Genomic DNA, 13081 nt, shown 5'->3' on the forward strand with positions numbered 1-13081 from the left:
CCAAAATTGAGCTAGAGTGTCGTTTTCCCTGATGGGGGCAGCTCATGTTCGACACCGCAACAACCGCGCTTTTGCGCGCGGTCCTCGACGAAGTATGCGAAACCGTCTCGCACCGCGAGATCGAAGCACGTACTCACGTCGCATCGAAGATCCTGGAGGCCGCGACCAGAGGCGAGGTTTCGCCCGATAGCCTCAGGCAGGTCGGCCGCGACGCCCTGTCCCCAGCGCCCACCATGTGGCGCTGATCGATCCGGGGCGGGCGTGAACTTCCAGGTGACGGTCCTCAAGATCCTGGTGAGCTATCCGGACGGCTTCGCCGTCATGGAGGACCTCAAACGCGACATGGCCATCCTGGCGACAAGCGGCCGCGATTGGGCGGATCGCACCCGGCGCCTCGCTGCGCGGGTTCCGGATCTCGACATCTTCTCGCAAGGACTCGTCGAGCGCATAAGCGGCGGATGGAAGATCACTGCTCAGGGACGGGCCGTTCTCGAGTTCATGGAGTCCCGCCCAGCAGCCTCGGAGGCGATCCAGACGCCTTCGGTTGGGGAGACCATCGCGACCTCGCCAGCGCCCGTTCCCCCGCTTCGGCAGCCCGCAGATCGGGCCAAGCGGCGGCGCGAACGCCGTGAACGTCGCCGCGAAGCGCGCGAACGGGCCAGAGCCAACGCCTCCTGAATTGTGATCGAGGTCCAATAAAGCTTGGCGCGGCGGCTCGGAAGTCCCGGACTGTCGATGGCCTCCACAGTCCCAACCGCACCGCCATTACCTGTTTGCCGGGACGGCGCAGAAGGCCGCGACAAGAGTGAACGCGAGAGTTCCTTGGCTGTGACATCAGATAATCGCCACAAAGCTTGGCGATCACTGGTCTTATTCCAGTCGAGGGGTCTCATGAACCGCCACTCACTCGAAAAATTACGTCAGCGCTACGTTATCGAGGGCAGGCCTCTTGAGGCCGGCCTCGAGGAAATGCTGCGCGCCGACGGCCGCGCGGGAGCGCGTTCAATCCTCGCCTCGATTGAAAAGCGGCGCTTCGAGAACCGGTCCGAAGGGCAGCGGCTTCGCAAGATGCTCCGCTTCGAAACACTTCTCTGGCAAGAGGGGAAGGAAGCGGTCGCAGGTATTGACGAGGCCGGAATGAGCCCGCTTGCGGGGCCGGTCGCCGCTGCGGCGGTAATATTCAAGCCCGGCACGCGCATCCTTGGTATCGACGATTCCAAAAAACTGGACGCGAATTCGCGCGAGTCTCTCGCCGAAGAGATCAAGGAAAAGGCGGCCTCATGGTCTGTCGCGTTTGTCGAGGTTGATGAGATCGACAGCATCAACATCTACTGGGGGGGAATCCTTGCCATGCGGCGGGCCGTTGAAGGGCTGGGGGTGACTCCGCAGCATCTTCTGATCGACGCGAAACGCTTGAAGGACATCGCGATCCCGCAGCAGGCGATCATCAAGGGCGACGCCAAATCCGCGAGCATCGCTGCCGCCTCTATTTTGGCGAAGGTCTCGCGCGATGCGTTGATGCGAACGCTCGACATGCGTCATCCCGGCTACGGCTTCGCTGACCACAAGGGTTACCCAGTGCGCGCCCATTATGCTGCTCTGTCCAGGCTAGGCGCATGCGCTGCCCATCGACGTTCGTTTGGCCCTGTGCGTGAAGTCCTCGGCTTGCCGCCGTTGCCACCTTGGCCTTTGCCATCGGAACGCACCGATTCAGAGCTCGAAGCGTCGGTGCTGCGCGCTGGAAGCACTTGACCCGCTTCGGTCTCCAGAATTCGTTAGTGCTTGGCCGCACCGGTTGTGGTCTCACTAGACGGAGCGGTCACTGTGACATCGTGGCCCTCGCGGAGCGCGATTGAAGCCGCTGCAATTGCAGCCTCGAATGCAGCTTCCTTCGTAGCGTATTCATTCTCCGCTTTGCCGTCGTGGCGTATGCGCCAAGTGCCATCTTTCCCAAATATTTCGTATTTCGCGATACCCATAAGTTGTCCTCCTAACGAGGCGCACGCCGGCGCCTCCGCCTTCCGCACGTTTTGGTCAGCTTTGAGCGTGCTGCCAGTGTGAGGTGATGTCGGAGCCGCTCTTGTTGAGATGCACGTGCTGATCGACATGATCGACCCAAGAGAGCGGAATGAAGTGATGATGCTGACCGTCCGGCGAACTCTGCTTCGTCAGCTTGATCTTGTCGGATCCGTCCAGATGATCGACTTTTCCCACCATCTTCCTATCGGACGACAGCACGTCCATGTGCTCCTTGATCTTGGAAACATCTGTCATCGGTATCTCCCATTCATATATTGCCGCCGATCAGGCCGCCCGGGCGAGTGAGCACCGCTTGTGGCGGAGGTAGCGCGTGATCTCCGCAAGCGTCATGGCGTTCAGGACGCGGTCGGCAGGGACACCGCCCTTGCGGGCCATCTCGACGCCCCAGTGCGTGTGGTCGAGCTCGGGAATCGAGTGCGCGTCTGGATTGATGCTCAGCATGCAGCCGAATTCGAGCGCCGCCTGGTGCCAGCGCCAATCCAGATCGAGCCGCCATGGGTGGGCGTTAATCTCGACGACGACGTCGTGCTTGGCGCAGGCCCGCAGCACCTTCTCGATGTCGATTTCGTAACCGGGCCGCCGCTGGAGCTGCCGCCCCGTCATGTGGCCGATGATTGTGGTGTGAGGGTCGGATATGGCCCGAAGCAGGCGTTGCGTCTGCGCCTTACGATCCAGTTTGAAGCGCCCGTGGATGCTGGCGACGACGAAGTCGAAGCTTTCCAGCACGTCGTCCGTATAGTCTAGCGAGCCGTCGGCCAGAATGTCGGACTCGATGCCCTTGAGGATCCGGAAATCTTTGCCCAATCGCTTGTTTAGTCGGTCCGCTTCCCGGTGCTGCTCGACGATCTGCTCGACGGACAGACCGCCGGCGTAGTGGGCGGACTTGGAATGGTCGGCGACACCGAAATACTCAAACCCGCGCTGGCGTGTGGCCTTGGCCATCGTGTCCAGAGTCTCGGTGCCGTCCGAAGCATCGGTATGGCAATGCAGGATTCCGCGAAGATCCTGGTCCGTGACCAGCTTCGGCAGTTTCCCCTTCAGAGCGAGTTCGATCTCGCCGCGCCCCTCCCGAAGTTCAGGATCGATGAAGGGTAGGCCGAGCGCGCGATAGATCTCGGCCTCCTCGCCGGCGATCAATGTGCGGCCCTTGCGCAAGCCGTCGGCCTCCAACCGCATTCCCTTCTCCTCCGCCAGAGCCTGAAGCTGCTCGATGTGAGCGGCGGAGCCTGTGGCGAAAAGAAGGGCGACGCCGAAGTGCTTGCGATCGGACAGGCGGATCTGCAACCGGTCCGCTTCGGACGCATTCGACATCTTGGCGATGCCTGGCGCTTCCGCAACGATCGCCAGGTCGCCGACAAGCTCGCAGCCCCGGCGAAAGTCGCCCGCGATCGTGATGCGCTTCAGCTCGGGTCGGGATTTGCGGATCGAGTCCTTGGCATGCGCGAGCAGGGCGGCGGCACGGTGCAGGTGGAGGCGGCCTTCACCGCTCTTCGCGATGGCGAGGTTCTGCAGGATCTTGGTCTGCAGCGCAGCGCCGAGTCCTTTGGCCTTCTTGATGCGGTCGTCCCTGGCGGCCGCCTCCAATTCCGCGAGCGAGGTGATGCCGAGATCCTTGTAGAGACGCAGGACTTTCTCGGGGCGGAGGCCAGGCACGGCCATCATCTCGAGCACCCCCTCCGGAATCTCCATCCGCAACTTTTCGAGGCTCGGATGAGTGCCCGTCGTGTGCAGCTTGGTGATGATGTCCGCAATCGCTTCGCCAACGCCGGGAATCTCGGTGAGCCGATCTTCGACGATGAGCACATGAAGGGGGATCACAAGGGCTGCCAGGCTGTCCGCGGCCCGCGAATAGGCCTTGGCCCTGTAAGGATTGCCGCCACGCAAGGCAGTTCGCTGTGCGTATTCTCGCAAGAGGCTCGCTACACCGGGAGCGTCGACGGTGGGCATTCAACGAGCCTCCCGTCCCGTGCTTTGCTTACTCCCTAGAGCAAAGCGAGTCTGAGCGATCGAGCCATCATCCGGCTTGCGATCGAGAGACCTCTCGAGCTTCTGGGCTGCCCGAAAATCGTCAAGGTGTTGGATGTTCGGGCCGTAGGCGGCCTCTTTCTTGAGAAGATTGTAGATTCGACCGACCACCAGTTGTAGGTGCTTCATCTTGCCCCGCGGCATCGATCGGGCCCTGCAAAGAGCTCGGACGGCATAGGCTCGGAAATAGTCGAAGGCGTCTGACATGATCTCCGTAAACGCCGGATCTCGCCCATAGTTCGTTCGAATTCGATGAGGATGGAGGTCCGGCGGACAGATAGGAACCCTAGAGGGCGGCTGCGGCGGGCGTGACGACCACACCTCCGCGGCCTTCGGAACACGCGAAGGCCTTCGAAGTTGGAAGACTCGTTGATAAGGTAGGTGAACTGCCCGCCGTCGGCCCGACCGGCGGTGGGTTTTTTGTGAGTTGCGTAGCGTGCCAAAGCGCACCAAGGCACCGGCCGCGGAGCCGGAAGCCTCTCAGATGCCGGGGTTCATCAGTCCCCAGCTTGCGACCCTGAAGATGAAGGCGCCTTCGGGATCGCAGTGGATTCACGAAATCAAATACGATGGGTACCGCATCCAGCTCCGGATCGACGGGGACGACCGCCAAGCCTACACCCGTAAGGGCTACCACTGGGTCAACAGGTTCTCTCGGATAGCTGGCGCCTTCGATATCGAACGTCAGGCCATCGTCGATGGAGAGGTCGTCGTCATCCATGAGGGGCGCACGAACTTCTCCGAGCTGCAGGCGGATCTCGGCAGAGGAGATCAGGATCGACTGATCTACTTCGCCTTCGATCTGCTCTGGCTCGATGGCAGAGATCTGCGAAAGGAGCCGCAGATCGAGCGGAAGCGGCTGCTCAAGGAGCTGATCGAGGAGCACGAGCTTAAGGAGCCAATCTTGTTCAGCGAGCATCACGAAGGAGACGGCCAGGCGCTGTTCGCCGCTGCCACCAGGTTGAACTACGAAGGCATCGTCTCCAAGCGTGTGGACGCGCCATACCGGTCGGAGCGGGTGGAGGCCTGGCAGAAGATCAAGGTCGTCCAGAAGGGCAAATTCCCCGTGGTCGGCTTCATCAAGGACCCTTCCGGCGTGGCCGCTCTATATCTGGGCAAGAAGGAAGGCAAGAACCTCGTCTACATGGGCAAGGTCGGCACCGGATGGAGCCGGACCACGTCTGCGCAGATCCGCAAGGCGCTCGACACTGTCGTGAGCCCGAAGCAAAAGCTGACGAAGACCATCAGGAAGCCGAAGGCCACCTGGGTAGAGCCCAAGTTCTACGCGGACATCGAATACCGCGACATCACCTCCGAAGGCCTTCTGCGGGCAAGCTCGTTCAAGGGCCTGAGCAAAGGAACACGCCGTTCTTAGGGGCGTTTGCCTTCAGAGTATCTGGAGTACCGGTCATGGATTTGGACAAGCGAGTGCTGAAGGCGGTGCAAGAGGCTCAGGCCATTTGGCCCGTTCTGTCGAGCCCGGCCCCAGAGATTGCGAGCAAACCATAAACCAGCTTCTGGATGTGCTCGACGACGAAGCCGTCGTGCAGGTGATCGAGGAATCGACAATGGAAAAGCCATCTTCGGAACAACTCGCCGAACTGAAGAGGCTCAGCGCGATAGCGCGCGTGCCCGATGAATCGGAGATCGTGACCTCGAAGGAGGAGGCGGAGATCCGGATCCGCGACCTTAAGGACAAGGCGAGGATGGAATGACGCCCGACAAGCCCATCGATGGCGTCGAGCCCGAACGCTCCGAAGACGATATCCAGCGCGAAGAGCTCGGTCCTCGCGGCGTTCCCGGAAAGGAAAGTCCGGCGAAGATGACACCTCAGCGGGAGAAGAAGACGCCAAAGGATGTCGACCCCGGGCATCCCGCGTGAATTCCATGGACACGTTCGATCCGGATCGTGCCTGCCAGGTCCACGACGGGCTCAACGACCAGTTGATCGAATGGAGACCCCAGTGGGCCGCGGCGTACCGCGAACACGCCGCCAAGTGGGACGAAGGGGTCGTATCCTGGGATGGCCTGCTTCTCGACGGATGGACTCCTACCATGCTCGAGCATCCTTGCGGCCACTGAGCCAACTATCGACGACTGACACGTCCCGCCCTCTCCGCCAGAAGTGCGAGCCTGCGCCGACAGCAAGGAACCTCGCGAGTCCTTGCGGCGTTGCACTGGCATCGTTCGCAAGAGGAGGACCCTATGGCTGCAGCTAAGAAGGCGAAAACCGCGCGTGGACGCAAACAGGACCGGGCACGCGTGGCCAAGGGACAGGACTACGAAGTCCGATACGAAGCGAAGAAAGCCGGCCGCTCGGCATCGGCCGTGAAGAAGGCCGTCAAGAAGGTCGGAAATTCTCGCAAGCGCGTCGAGAAGAGGCTGGGCCGCTGAAATGGGAAGGCCGGGCTGACATTGAGGCTTAACACCAACCCTTAGTCTGCGGGGCATTTCGGACAGGTATCTCCGATCGAGTTCAGCACGTCGCGAACCTCAGCCGCCGCTGCATCAGGGGAGACGCCTGCTGGCGGATCTCGACGGGCGTTATCAAAGGCCCGCTCCCGTGCATGCGGATCGGCGCGATCTTGCATCCAACCGTGTTCTTCGCACTCGCGGATGGCCCCCGCTTCCTGGAGAACCTGGATCGCCCATCCGCGAAGCGTCCGTATCGGTGGCGTCCGTTCACGCGTCATCAGCATTTAAATAGCTCCTGCTACGACGAATCGCCGTGTGCGTCATTCGTTCCCCGTTAGCACAGGGCTTGAATTCGAAATGACGTCGAGTGCCCCCAAGGCGATATTTTCGCGTTGTGTTGGGTCAGCCTATTAAAGGTCGACCAGGGCCGACGATAGCCCTGAAGGCAAGATTGAGGACCTGGCTGAGAACTACGAGTTCTTTGATGGAGGGGTTTACGCCAACATCTTTATAAATTCCTCCATTGATGGCTGCTGCGCGTATTGCAGTTTGAGAAGATCTTCAACTTTGAGATTGGTGTACCGCTGGAGCTGTCGCCAATCCTTGTGGCCGGTGACCAGCGCGACCTTTTCGATTGGAAGTCCCGCTTCGAACAGACGGCTCGTTCCCTCGTGACGCAGATCGTGGAAGTGCAGGTCTTCAATCTTGAGTTCATCGCATGCTCGGGTGAAAGCCGCGCTTACGGATCTGTGATTATGGGGAAAGACCCGTCCAGAGCCTCGAGTCACAATCCGCTGCTGAAGTATGACCTCCCACGCGTCATAGCCGGTTAGGTTCAGCAGAGGTACTTTCTGATCATTTCCATCCTTATTCCTCGGATCTTTTCTGTCTTGAATGACGACCAATCGTTTTTTCATGTCAACCAAAGGCCACTCGGGTTTGCAGATTTCTTCTTGGCGCAACGTCGTTGCCACGGCATATCTGACGATTCGTCCCATCGGTATGAATTGCCGACGATTCGTCTCGAAGTATTCGATGAGTTCGTCGAGTTCATCTTGCGTCGGCCGTCGGTCGCGCTCCTTGCTCTTTCCAACCAGATTGAGGTGAGTTAACGCAACGCGTGCGAGGCGAGCTTCTTCGGCCGAGACCTCGATGCCGTGTACGGCGGCGGCGTGCGTTATAATTGTGCGGATGAAAGACATATCAATCGCCAACGTCGCGGGGCCGGCGCCCTGCTTGGCACGCTTTCTTCCAAACTCGATCAGCCGCTCTCGATTCAGCGCGGTCAACTTCACACTGCCGAGCTCAGTTTTGAGCGAGCTCATCACAGCGGCTTTTGATCGGCGAGGGGGCTTGCCGACTTCGCGCATGTCTTCGTCGTGCAAGTCAACCAGATCGCCAAATGTGTGAACGTTCCGGACCGCACGGGGCTTGGACGATCCATTGCGGTCAATGTTGCGCTCCATTTCGAGCGCCCATTCTTCGCCGTCCTTGCGCCGTCGGAAAGTCTCGGCCACATAACGTGTTTTGCGGCGGACTTGGACGCGCCAGTTCCCCGATGCCAATTGAGTGAAGGTCGCCACGCGTGTGCACTCCGGCTTTCGTGTGCACTATGTGTGCACCGAGAGGTCAAAACGGGTACAAACGTGTGCAATTTCGGCTAGTTTGGAGTGCACACGTTCGTGCTTCATCCCATTGAGAGTGTAAGGTAAATCATTGGAATCGCAACACTATCGCTTTTCTGTGGCACCCATGATGGACCGGACTGGCTGATCTCGGACCCCGTTGCACGATACTTGATCATGCGCGGCCAAGTTGGATGGGCGAGATATTTGGACCGCAGATTGCGCCAGCAGGCAACAGCTCCTGTGCGATTGCCATCAAGCGTTCGGCAATTTTGAAAGTCGCGGGTTCAACGCTGTTGTCGCGCATTTCCTGTTCGTCAAGCGCGCTCTGCTGGCGACACGTTTCAGTCCGTGTCCGGGGCGCTCGGCTACGAGTCGGTGAGCGCGTTCATCACCATGTTCAAGAAGGCGCTCGGCAAGTCGCCGGCGCGCTACTTCTCCGAGCGCGAGGCCGGCCAGACTGGGCCGGGGGAGATCTGTCACGAGACGAACTGCAAGCGTCGCCGGATGCCTGAGGTGCGGGACCCGCTCATGGACTTTCGCAACGCAGATGGCTGGAATTAGAGCGCTTCGTTTCGGACGATCTCGATGCCAAAGCCTGACAGTCCCTTGAAGTGATGCGTCGACGACGTGAGGTGACGGATGGAACTGATCTTGAGATCCCGCAGGATCTGGGCGCCGACGCCGATCTCGCGCCATTGCCGATTGCGGTCGTCTTCGCGCGAACCGGTCGGGCCTAACGGCGCAGGCGGAACGCCCGCCGCGCCGTCGCGCAGATAGACGAGCACGCCGCTGCCATTATCCTTGAAGCGTTGCAGAATGACGTTCATCTTGGCCTGTTCCTGACCCGAGAACAAATCGCGCAGGATGTTGGGTTTGTAGAAGCGCGTGAGGACGTTGGTGCCGTCGCCCAGTTCTCCGTAGATATAGGCGACGTGATGAATGGGGTCGAACGGCGAGCGATACGAATAGCCCTGGAGCGGGCCGATCGGGCTCTCCGCCGTGACGCTCGAGACGCGCTCGATCAGCGTCTCGCGGGCCTGCCGGAAGCTGATGAGGTCTGCGATGGTGACCTGTTTCAGCTTGTGCTTGTCGGCGAACGCCGCGACTTGCGGACCCTTCATCACCGAGCCATCGTCGTTCATCAGTTCGCTGATGACGCCGACCGGCTCGAGACCTGCCAGTCTGCACAGGTCGACGGCGGCCTCGGTGTGACCCGAGCGCATGAGTACGCCCCCTTCTTTTGCGATCAGCGGGAAAACGTGTCCCGGCCGGCAAAAATCGCCGGCGCCGACGTTGGGGTTGGCGAGTGCACGGCAGCACGAGGCCCGCTCTTCGGCCGAGATGCCCGTACCGTTATCCGGCCGGTAGTCCACCGACACGGTGAACGCCGTGGTGTGAGCCGAGTCGTTGTTGAGAACCATCGGGTCAAGCCGCAGCCGTCTCGCGTCTTCGAGGGTAATCGGAGCGCAAACGATTCCCGATGTTTGGCGGATGATGAAGGCCATCTTCTCAGCCGTGCACCGCGAGGCGGCGACGACGAGGTCGCCTTCGCCCTCGCGATCGTCGTCATCGGTGACCACGACGATTTCGCCGTCGGCGAACGCCTGCAGGGCCGCTTCGATCGATGCCGTCATCTCGGTCGCTCTGCTCGCCGGAGCCGACGTGTGCTCGCGTTGGGTCGTGTGCGGACTGTCAGGCTCGGAGCGCCGCTCGAGCACTCTGCCGATCTTGACTTCACCATTGTTGCTAACTGGCCGGAGCCCATGGCGGGGCGACTCATAGTCTTTCCACGCTGTAGCTGGGACAATTGGTGTCGAGCCCGATCGGCGCGTCCGACAGCAAAGGACCAGCTGCGTCGTATCGGGGTCTTGGGGAGCGCTCCAGAGGGCGCGAGGGGTTGACGCAAGCCTTCACGGTGACCGGCCGATTGGTGTCGATCGGCAGCACCGTCTTGTACGAAATGCGCTTGAGGGCCAGATTTGATCGAATGCTACTGACACCGGGGATGCGGGATAGTTTGTTGACGATTAGGTCTTCGAGATCTTCGATGTCGGCCGCCATGACGCGGAGCATGTAGTCGCTCTCACCGGTCATCAGATAGCATTCCATCACCTGGGCCAGCCGGTCGATGGATCGGGTGAAACTCTCGAGTGACGTCTGGACCTGCTTTTCCAGCTTGATCTGGATGAAAGCCGTTACACCAATGCCGAGCACGGCGGGATCGAGAAGGGCGATCCGTCGATCGATCACGCCGAGTTTTTCGAGTGTTCTGACGCGTGCCAGACACGGCGACGGCGAGAGATTGACGCGTGATGCGAGCTCGACATTGGTCAAGCTCGCATTCTGCTGGAGCTCGTTGAGGATCTTGATATCTATTCTGTCGAGAGAGGTTGTCGACATCGCGTATCTCCCAAGTATGGCAGTCTTCTGCGGCGCGTATCACCGTCATTTGCGGGGTGATGACAATCGCGTGGTAAAAGCTAACCGCAATTGCGCTTGTGGGATTTCGACAAATCGTCGATTTGTATCGAAAAACCGTCAACCTTCGCATTGTGCATTGCGATCAGGAGGTTAGTTGCCTACTTCCGATACATTTTTTGCCTATGCGATATGCAGGCCGACGTTGATCCACGGATTCGGTCAAGATGTAATGCCCGCCGCTCCATCGATTGGCTCCCCATGTCACTTGACGGGACGTGCAGCAGAGCTCGATGTCGAGAGCTGCCCTGTTTCGTACAACCGCCTGTCGTCGCGTGTGGCCCCGGTCCCACGTCGCTGACCATGCCGCGGGCGTTGGGCGAGACAAAAGGTTCGGCAGCAACGACGCCCACCCTCGTCAACCAGAAAATGGCAAAGATCGGCCGGATGCAGAGTTGGATCTAGCGACTCGACAAGTCGTTACAGCATAAAATGCTGATGAAGCTTCTGTGACAGGCGTTGTTCAAGCAGTAATGCTGAGAGGCTCGGGCGACTATCCACCCACGATCGCACTTGGGTAGCGACGGTTTGGATGTCGAGCGTGAAACTGAAGCAAGTCTATTTGACAGCGAACGATCCTGGACGCCTGGCCGAGTTCTACGAAGGCCTGGGTCTGAAGGTGCGCTTCGCTGATCCCGGCAAGTGGATCCAGTTCGTGAGCGATGCGGCTGCGTTCTGCGTCGCCGGACCGACGGAGTCGGTCTCGGACCAGCTGCAAGATGCTGTTCTTGTCTTCGATGTCGATGACCTCGATGCCGCTATGGAGCGTGCCGCAGCCATGGGGGCGCAAGTCGGCGCGGTCCGGGACATGGAAAGTCACGGCCGTGCGGGGAAGGTGCGGGATCCGGGCGGTAACGTCATCCAGTTCTATCAAGCAGCCGGATAGCTCAGACGTTCGCCGGGGCAGCGCTGCATGCCCGGCCTCACAACCAGACAAAGAGGGCGCATCCATCCCATGAATCCAAGGGTCGTAGCCATGCCGTCCGCAACACCGCCGCTGTCCGAAACGAGCCCACTCGATGCCGCAGCATTCCGTGCTGCGATGCGCAGCGTGCCGGGCACCGTGTCGATCGTCACGACAGGCCGGGCGCCGAACCGCCATGGTCTGACACTGACGGCGGGCTGCTCGCTGTCGGCGGCTCCGCCGAGCGTGCTGGTTTGCGTCAATCGATCTGCCGGTGCGCACGACACCATTCTCAGCAGTGGGTCGTTCTGCTGGAATATTCTAGGGGTCGAGCATCGCGATCTGGCGCTCAAGTTTTCCGGGCAGGACGGCAGCAAGGGCGATATCCGCTTCGGTGACGGTGTGTGGTGCGATCTCAAAACCGGAGCACCAAGTCTGGTCGGCGCGGTCTGCAGCTTCGATTGCCGCGTGGTGAATGCTTACAGCGACAGTAGTCACACCATTTTCACCGGAGAGGTGGTGGCTCAGACCACGAGGGCCGGATGTGAGTCGCTCGTCTACATCGCCGGATGTTTCGCCGCGCCAAAGGCGGTCTGAAACACAGGACGACGTCAGGCGCCGCTACGTTTCCGCTACAGCCAAGATGGAACCGATCAGCATGCAAGGAAGACGAAGACTTTCTATCGCGCATCCATCGGCGGTCGGTCGCTGATGCTGTCGCTCTGGCTCAATGTCATCGCCGGCGGGGTGCTCATCGGGCTGGTTTACGGGCTCGTCGCGCTCGGTCTCACGATCATCTTCGGCGTCATGCGCGTGGTCAATTTCGCTCATGGCGAGATGGTCGTGTTCGGGATCTACATCGGATACTGGACCGTTCGAATCTGGGACGTCCCGATCGTTTTAGCCGCCGCGATCGCCGCGGTCGTCATGTTCGTATTCGGCTATCTGCTAGAGACGCTCGTAGTGAAGCGGTTCGTCAATCGGCCGCATCATTATCAGTTCATCGTCTTCATCGGCCTCTCACTGCTTTTCAGCGGCGTATTGCTGATGTCGTTCGGTCCGGATCCGCGGCCGACGGCGTCTCAGTTGTCCTTCCAGACCGTGAGCGTGGGACCGCTCACCTTGGATTGGGCCCGCATCCAGGCGGCCGCTACGGCCGGACTGCTGATCGCCGCACTGGGAGCCTATCTGAAGTACTCCGCATTCGGCCGATCGCTGCGGGGCGCCGCCAACAATCGACTGGGCGGACTAGTGGTCGGGCTGAATATCCCTCGGGTCTATGCGGTGACCTTCGGCATCGGAACCGCCTGCGCTGGCGTCGCCGGCGCATTGATCTCGCCGCTGTTCGATGCGCAGCCCTATCTCGCCGTCGACTTCACGCTGCTGGCCTTCGTGACGGTGATCGTCGGCGGTCTCGGCAGCTTCGGCGGCGCTCTTCTGGGCGGCCTGACGATCGGGGTCGCCGAAGCGATCGCGGCCTTGATGTTCACGCCGTCGATGAAAACAGCACTCCCTTACGCGCTCCTGATCATCATCCTGATTTTCCGTCCGAGGGGGTTTTTCGGTGCAAAGGACATCTGATCAAGCTAGC

The 13081-nt window shown here is 60.4% G+C and carries 21 protein-coding genes; 12 read left to right on the top strand and 9 right to left on the bottom strand.

Annotated elements, in window-relative coordinates:
* The first annotated feature begins 44 nt into the window (after positions 1-44).
* From BM190_RS04465 to rnhB, 3 genes are all read left to right on the top strand, one after another.
* Complete coding sequence (locus BM190_RS04465) at positions 45-245, top strand: hypothetical protein (RefSeq protein WP_092252300.1); 201 nt, start codon at positions 45-47, stop codon at positions 243-245.
* A gap of 16 nt (positions 246-261) precedes the next feature.
* Positions 262-678, top strand: a complete 417-nt coding sequence (locus BM190_RS40250) for a hypothetical protein (RefSeq protein ID WP_177236911.1) — start codon at positions 262-264, stop codon at positions 676-678.
* 213 nt (positions 679-891) lie between these two features.
* Positions 892-1752: a ribonuclease HII gene (rnhB, locus tag BM190_RS04475; RefSeq protein ID WP_092252302.1), complete on the top strand. Its 861-nt coding sequence runs from the start codon at positions 892-894 to the stop codon at positions 1750-1752.
* Between the two features lie 23 nt (positions 1753-1775).
* Here rnhB and BM190_RS04480 read toward each other — a convergent pair whose 3' ends face one another.
* From BM190_RS04480 to BM190_RS04495, 4 genes are read right to left on the bottom strand one after another with little or no spacing between them, the layout of a single operon-like run.
* Complete coding sequence (locus BM190_RS04480; protein ID WP_092252304.1) at positions 1776-1979, bottom strand: hypothetical protein; 204 nt, start codon at positions 1977-1979, stop codon at positions 1776-1778.
* Positions 1980-2034: 55 nt separating this feature from the next.
* Complete coding sequence (locus BM190_RS04485) at positions 2035-2274, bottom strand: DUF2171 domain-containing protein (protein WP_050631498.1); 240 nt, start codon at positions 2272-2274, stop codon at positions 2035-2037.
* Positions 2275-2304: 30 nt separating this feature from the next.
* Positions 2305-3987 (bottom strand): DNA polymerase/3'-5' exonuclease PolX, encoded by a 1683-nt coding sequence (locus BM190_RS04490; RefSeq protein ID WP_092252306.1) that lies wholly within the window; start codon positions 3985-3987, stop codon positions 2305-2307.
* Positions 3988-4272 carry a hypothetical protein gene (locus BM190_RS04495; RefSeq protein WP_092252308.1) on the bottom strand — a complete coding sequence of 95 codons (285 nt, stop codon included), beginning with the start codon at positions 4270-4272 and terminating at the stop codon, positions 3988-3990.
* A gap of 229 nt (positions 4273-4501) precedes the next feature.
* On the opposite strand from BM190_RS04495, the gene ligD reads away from it, so the two are divergent.
* The 5 genes from ligD to BM190_RS04515 all read left to right on the top strand — a co-directional run bounded on the left by ligD (position 4502) and on the right by BM190_RS04515 (position 6459).
* Positions 4502-5440, top strand: coding sequence for a non-homologous end-joining DNA ligase (ligD, locus tag BM190_RS04500; protein ID WP_502686976.1), 939 nt, complete (start codon positions 4502-4504; stop codon positions 5438-5440).
* Positions 5441-5525: 85 nt separating this feature from the next.
* On the top strand, positions 5526-5780 hold the full coding sequence (locus tag BM190_RS04505; protein ID WP_143109014.1) for a hypothetical protein: 255 nt from the start codon (positions 5526-5528) through the stop codon (positions 5778-5780).
* Positions 5777-5947 (top strand): hypothetical protein, encoded by a 171-nt coding sequence (locus tag BM190_RS40255; RefSeq protein ID WP_177236912.1) that lies wholly within the window; start codon positions 5777-5779, stop codon positions 5945-5947. Before BM190_RS04505 ends, BM190_RS40255 begins: the two co-directional genes overlap by 4 nt.
* Positions 5948-5952: 5 nt before the next feature.
* On the top strand, positions 5953-6147 hold the full coding sequence (locus BM190_RS04510) for a hypothetical protein (RefSeq protein ID WP_092252312.1): 195 nt from the start codon (positions 5953-5955) through the stop codon (positions 6145-6147).
* A 123-nt stretch (positions 6148-6270) separates the two neighbouring features.
* Positions 6271-6459: a DUF3606 domain-containing protein gene (locus tag BM190_RS04515; protein ID WP_092252314.1), complete on the top strand. Its 189-nt coding sequence runs from the start codon at positions 6271-6273 to the stop codon at positions 6457-6459.
* A gap of 41 nt (positions 6460-6500) precedes the next feature.
* On the opposite strand, the gene BM190_RS40935 is transcribed toward BM190_RS04515, so the two are convergent.
* From BM190_RS40935 to BM190_RS41585, 3 genes are all read right to left on the bottom strand, one after another.
* Positions 6501-6764 (bottom strand): hypothetical protein, encoded by a 264-nt coding sequence (locus tag BM190_RS40935; RefSeq protein ID WP_092252316.1) that lies wholly within the window; start codon positions 6762-6764, stop codon positions 6501-6503.
* 210 nt (positions 6765-6974) lie between these two features.
* On the bottom strand, positions 6975-8063 hold the full coding sequence (locus tag BM190_RS04525; protein ID WP_092252318.1) for a site-specific integrase: 1089 nt from the start codon (positions 8061-8063) through the stop codon (positions 6975-6977).
* Between the two features lie 217 nt (positions 8064-8280).
* On the bottom strand, positions 8281-8412 hold the full coding sequence (locus tag BM190_RS41585) for a hypothetical protein (protein ID WP_283806116.1): 132 nt from the start codon (positions 8410-8412) through the stop codon (positions 8281-8283).
* A 44-nt stretch (positions 8413-8456) separates the two neighbouring features.
* On the opposite strand from BM190_RS41585, the gene BM190_RS41035 reads away from it, so the two are divergent.
* The gene (locus tag BM190_RS41035) at positions 8457-8669 is read left to right on the top strand and encodes a hypothetical protein (RefSeq protein WP_502686977.1); all 213 of its coding nucleotides are present in this window, start codon (positions 8457-8459) and stop codon (positions 8667-8669) included.
* Here BM190_RS41035 and ribB read toward each other — a convergent pair.
* Together ribB and BM190_RS04540 are read right to left on the bottom strand one after the other, a co-directional pair.
* A complete protein-coding gene (gene ribB / locus BM190_RS04535) occupies positions 8666-9742 on the bottom strand; it encodes a 3,4-dihydroxy-2-butanone-4-phosphate synthase (protein ID WP_092253030.1) in 1077 nt (358 codons plus the stop codon). The two genes, BM190_RS41035 and ribB, sit on opposite strands and share 4 nt — an antisense overlap.
* Positions 9743-9884: 142 nt before the next feature.
* Complete coding sequence (locus BM190_RS04540; protein ID WP_092252320.1) at positions 9885-10508, bottom strand: Lrp/AsnC family transcriptional regulator; 624 nt, start codon at positions 10506-10508, stop codon at positions 9885-9887.
* Between the two features lie 610 nt (positions 10509-11118).
* On the opposite strand from BM190_RS04540, the gene BM190_RS04545 reads away from it, so the two are divergent.
* The 3 genes from BM190_RS04545 (at position 11119) to BM190_RS04555 (ending at position 13071) form a co-directional block, all read left to right on the top strand.
* Positions 11119-11472 carry a VOC family protein gene (locus BM190_RS04545; RefSeq protein WP_092252322.1) on the top strand — a complete coding sequence of 118 codons (354 nt, stop codon included), beginning with the start codon at positions 11119-11121 and terminating at the stop codon, positions 11470-11472.
* Between the two features lie 27 nt (positions 11473-11499).
* Positions 11500-12087: a flavin reductase family protein gene (locus BM190_RS04550; protein WP_244550595.1), complete on the top strand. Its 588-nt coding sequence runs from the start codon at positions 11500-11502 to the stop codon at positions 12085-12087.
* Positions 12088-12201: 114 nt separating this feature from the next.
* Positions 12202-13071 (top strand): branched-chain amino acid ABC transporter permease, encoded by an 870-nt coding sequence (locus BM190_RS04555; protein ID WP_092252326.1) that lies wholly within the window; start codon positions 12202-12204, stop codon positions 13069-13071.
* Positions 13072-13081: the final 10 nt, after the last annotated feature.

The organism is Bradyrhizobium sp. Rc3b (assembly GCF_900114915.1).
GTDB lineage: Bacteria > Pseudomonadota > Alphaproteobacteria > Rhizobiales > Xanthobacteraceae > Bradyrhizobium.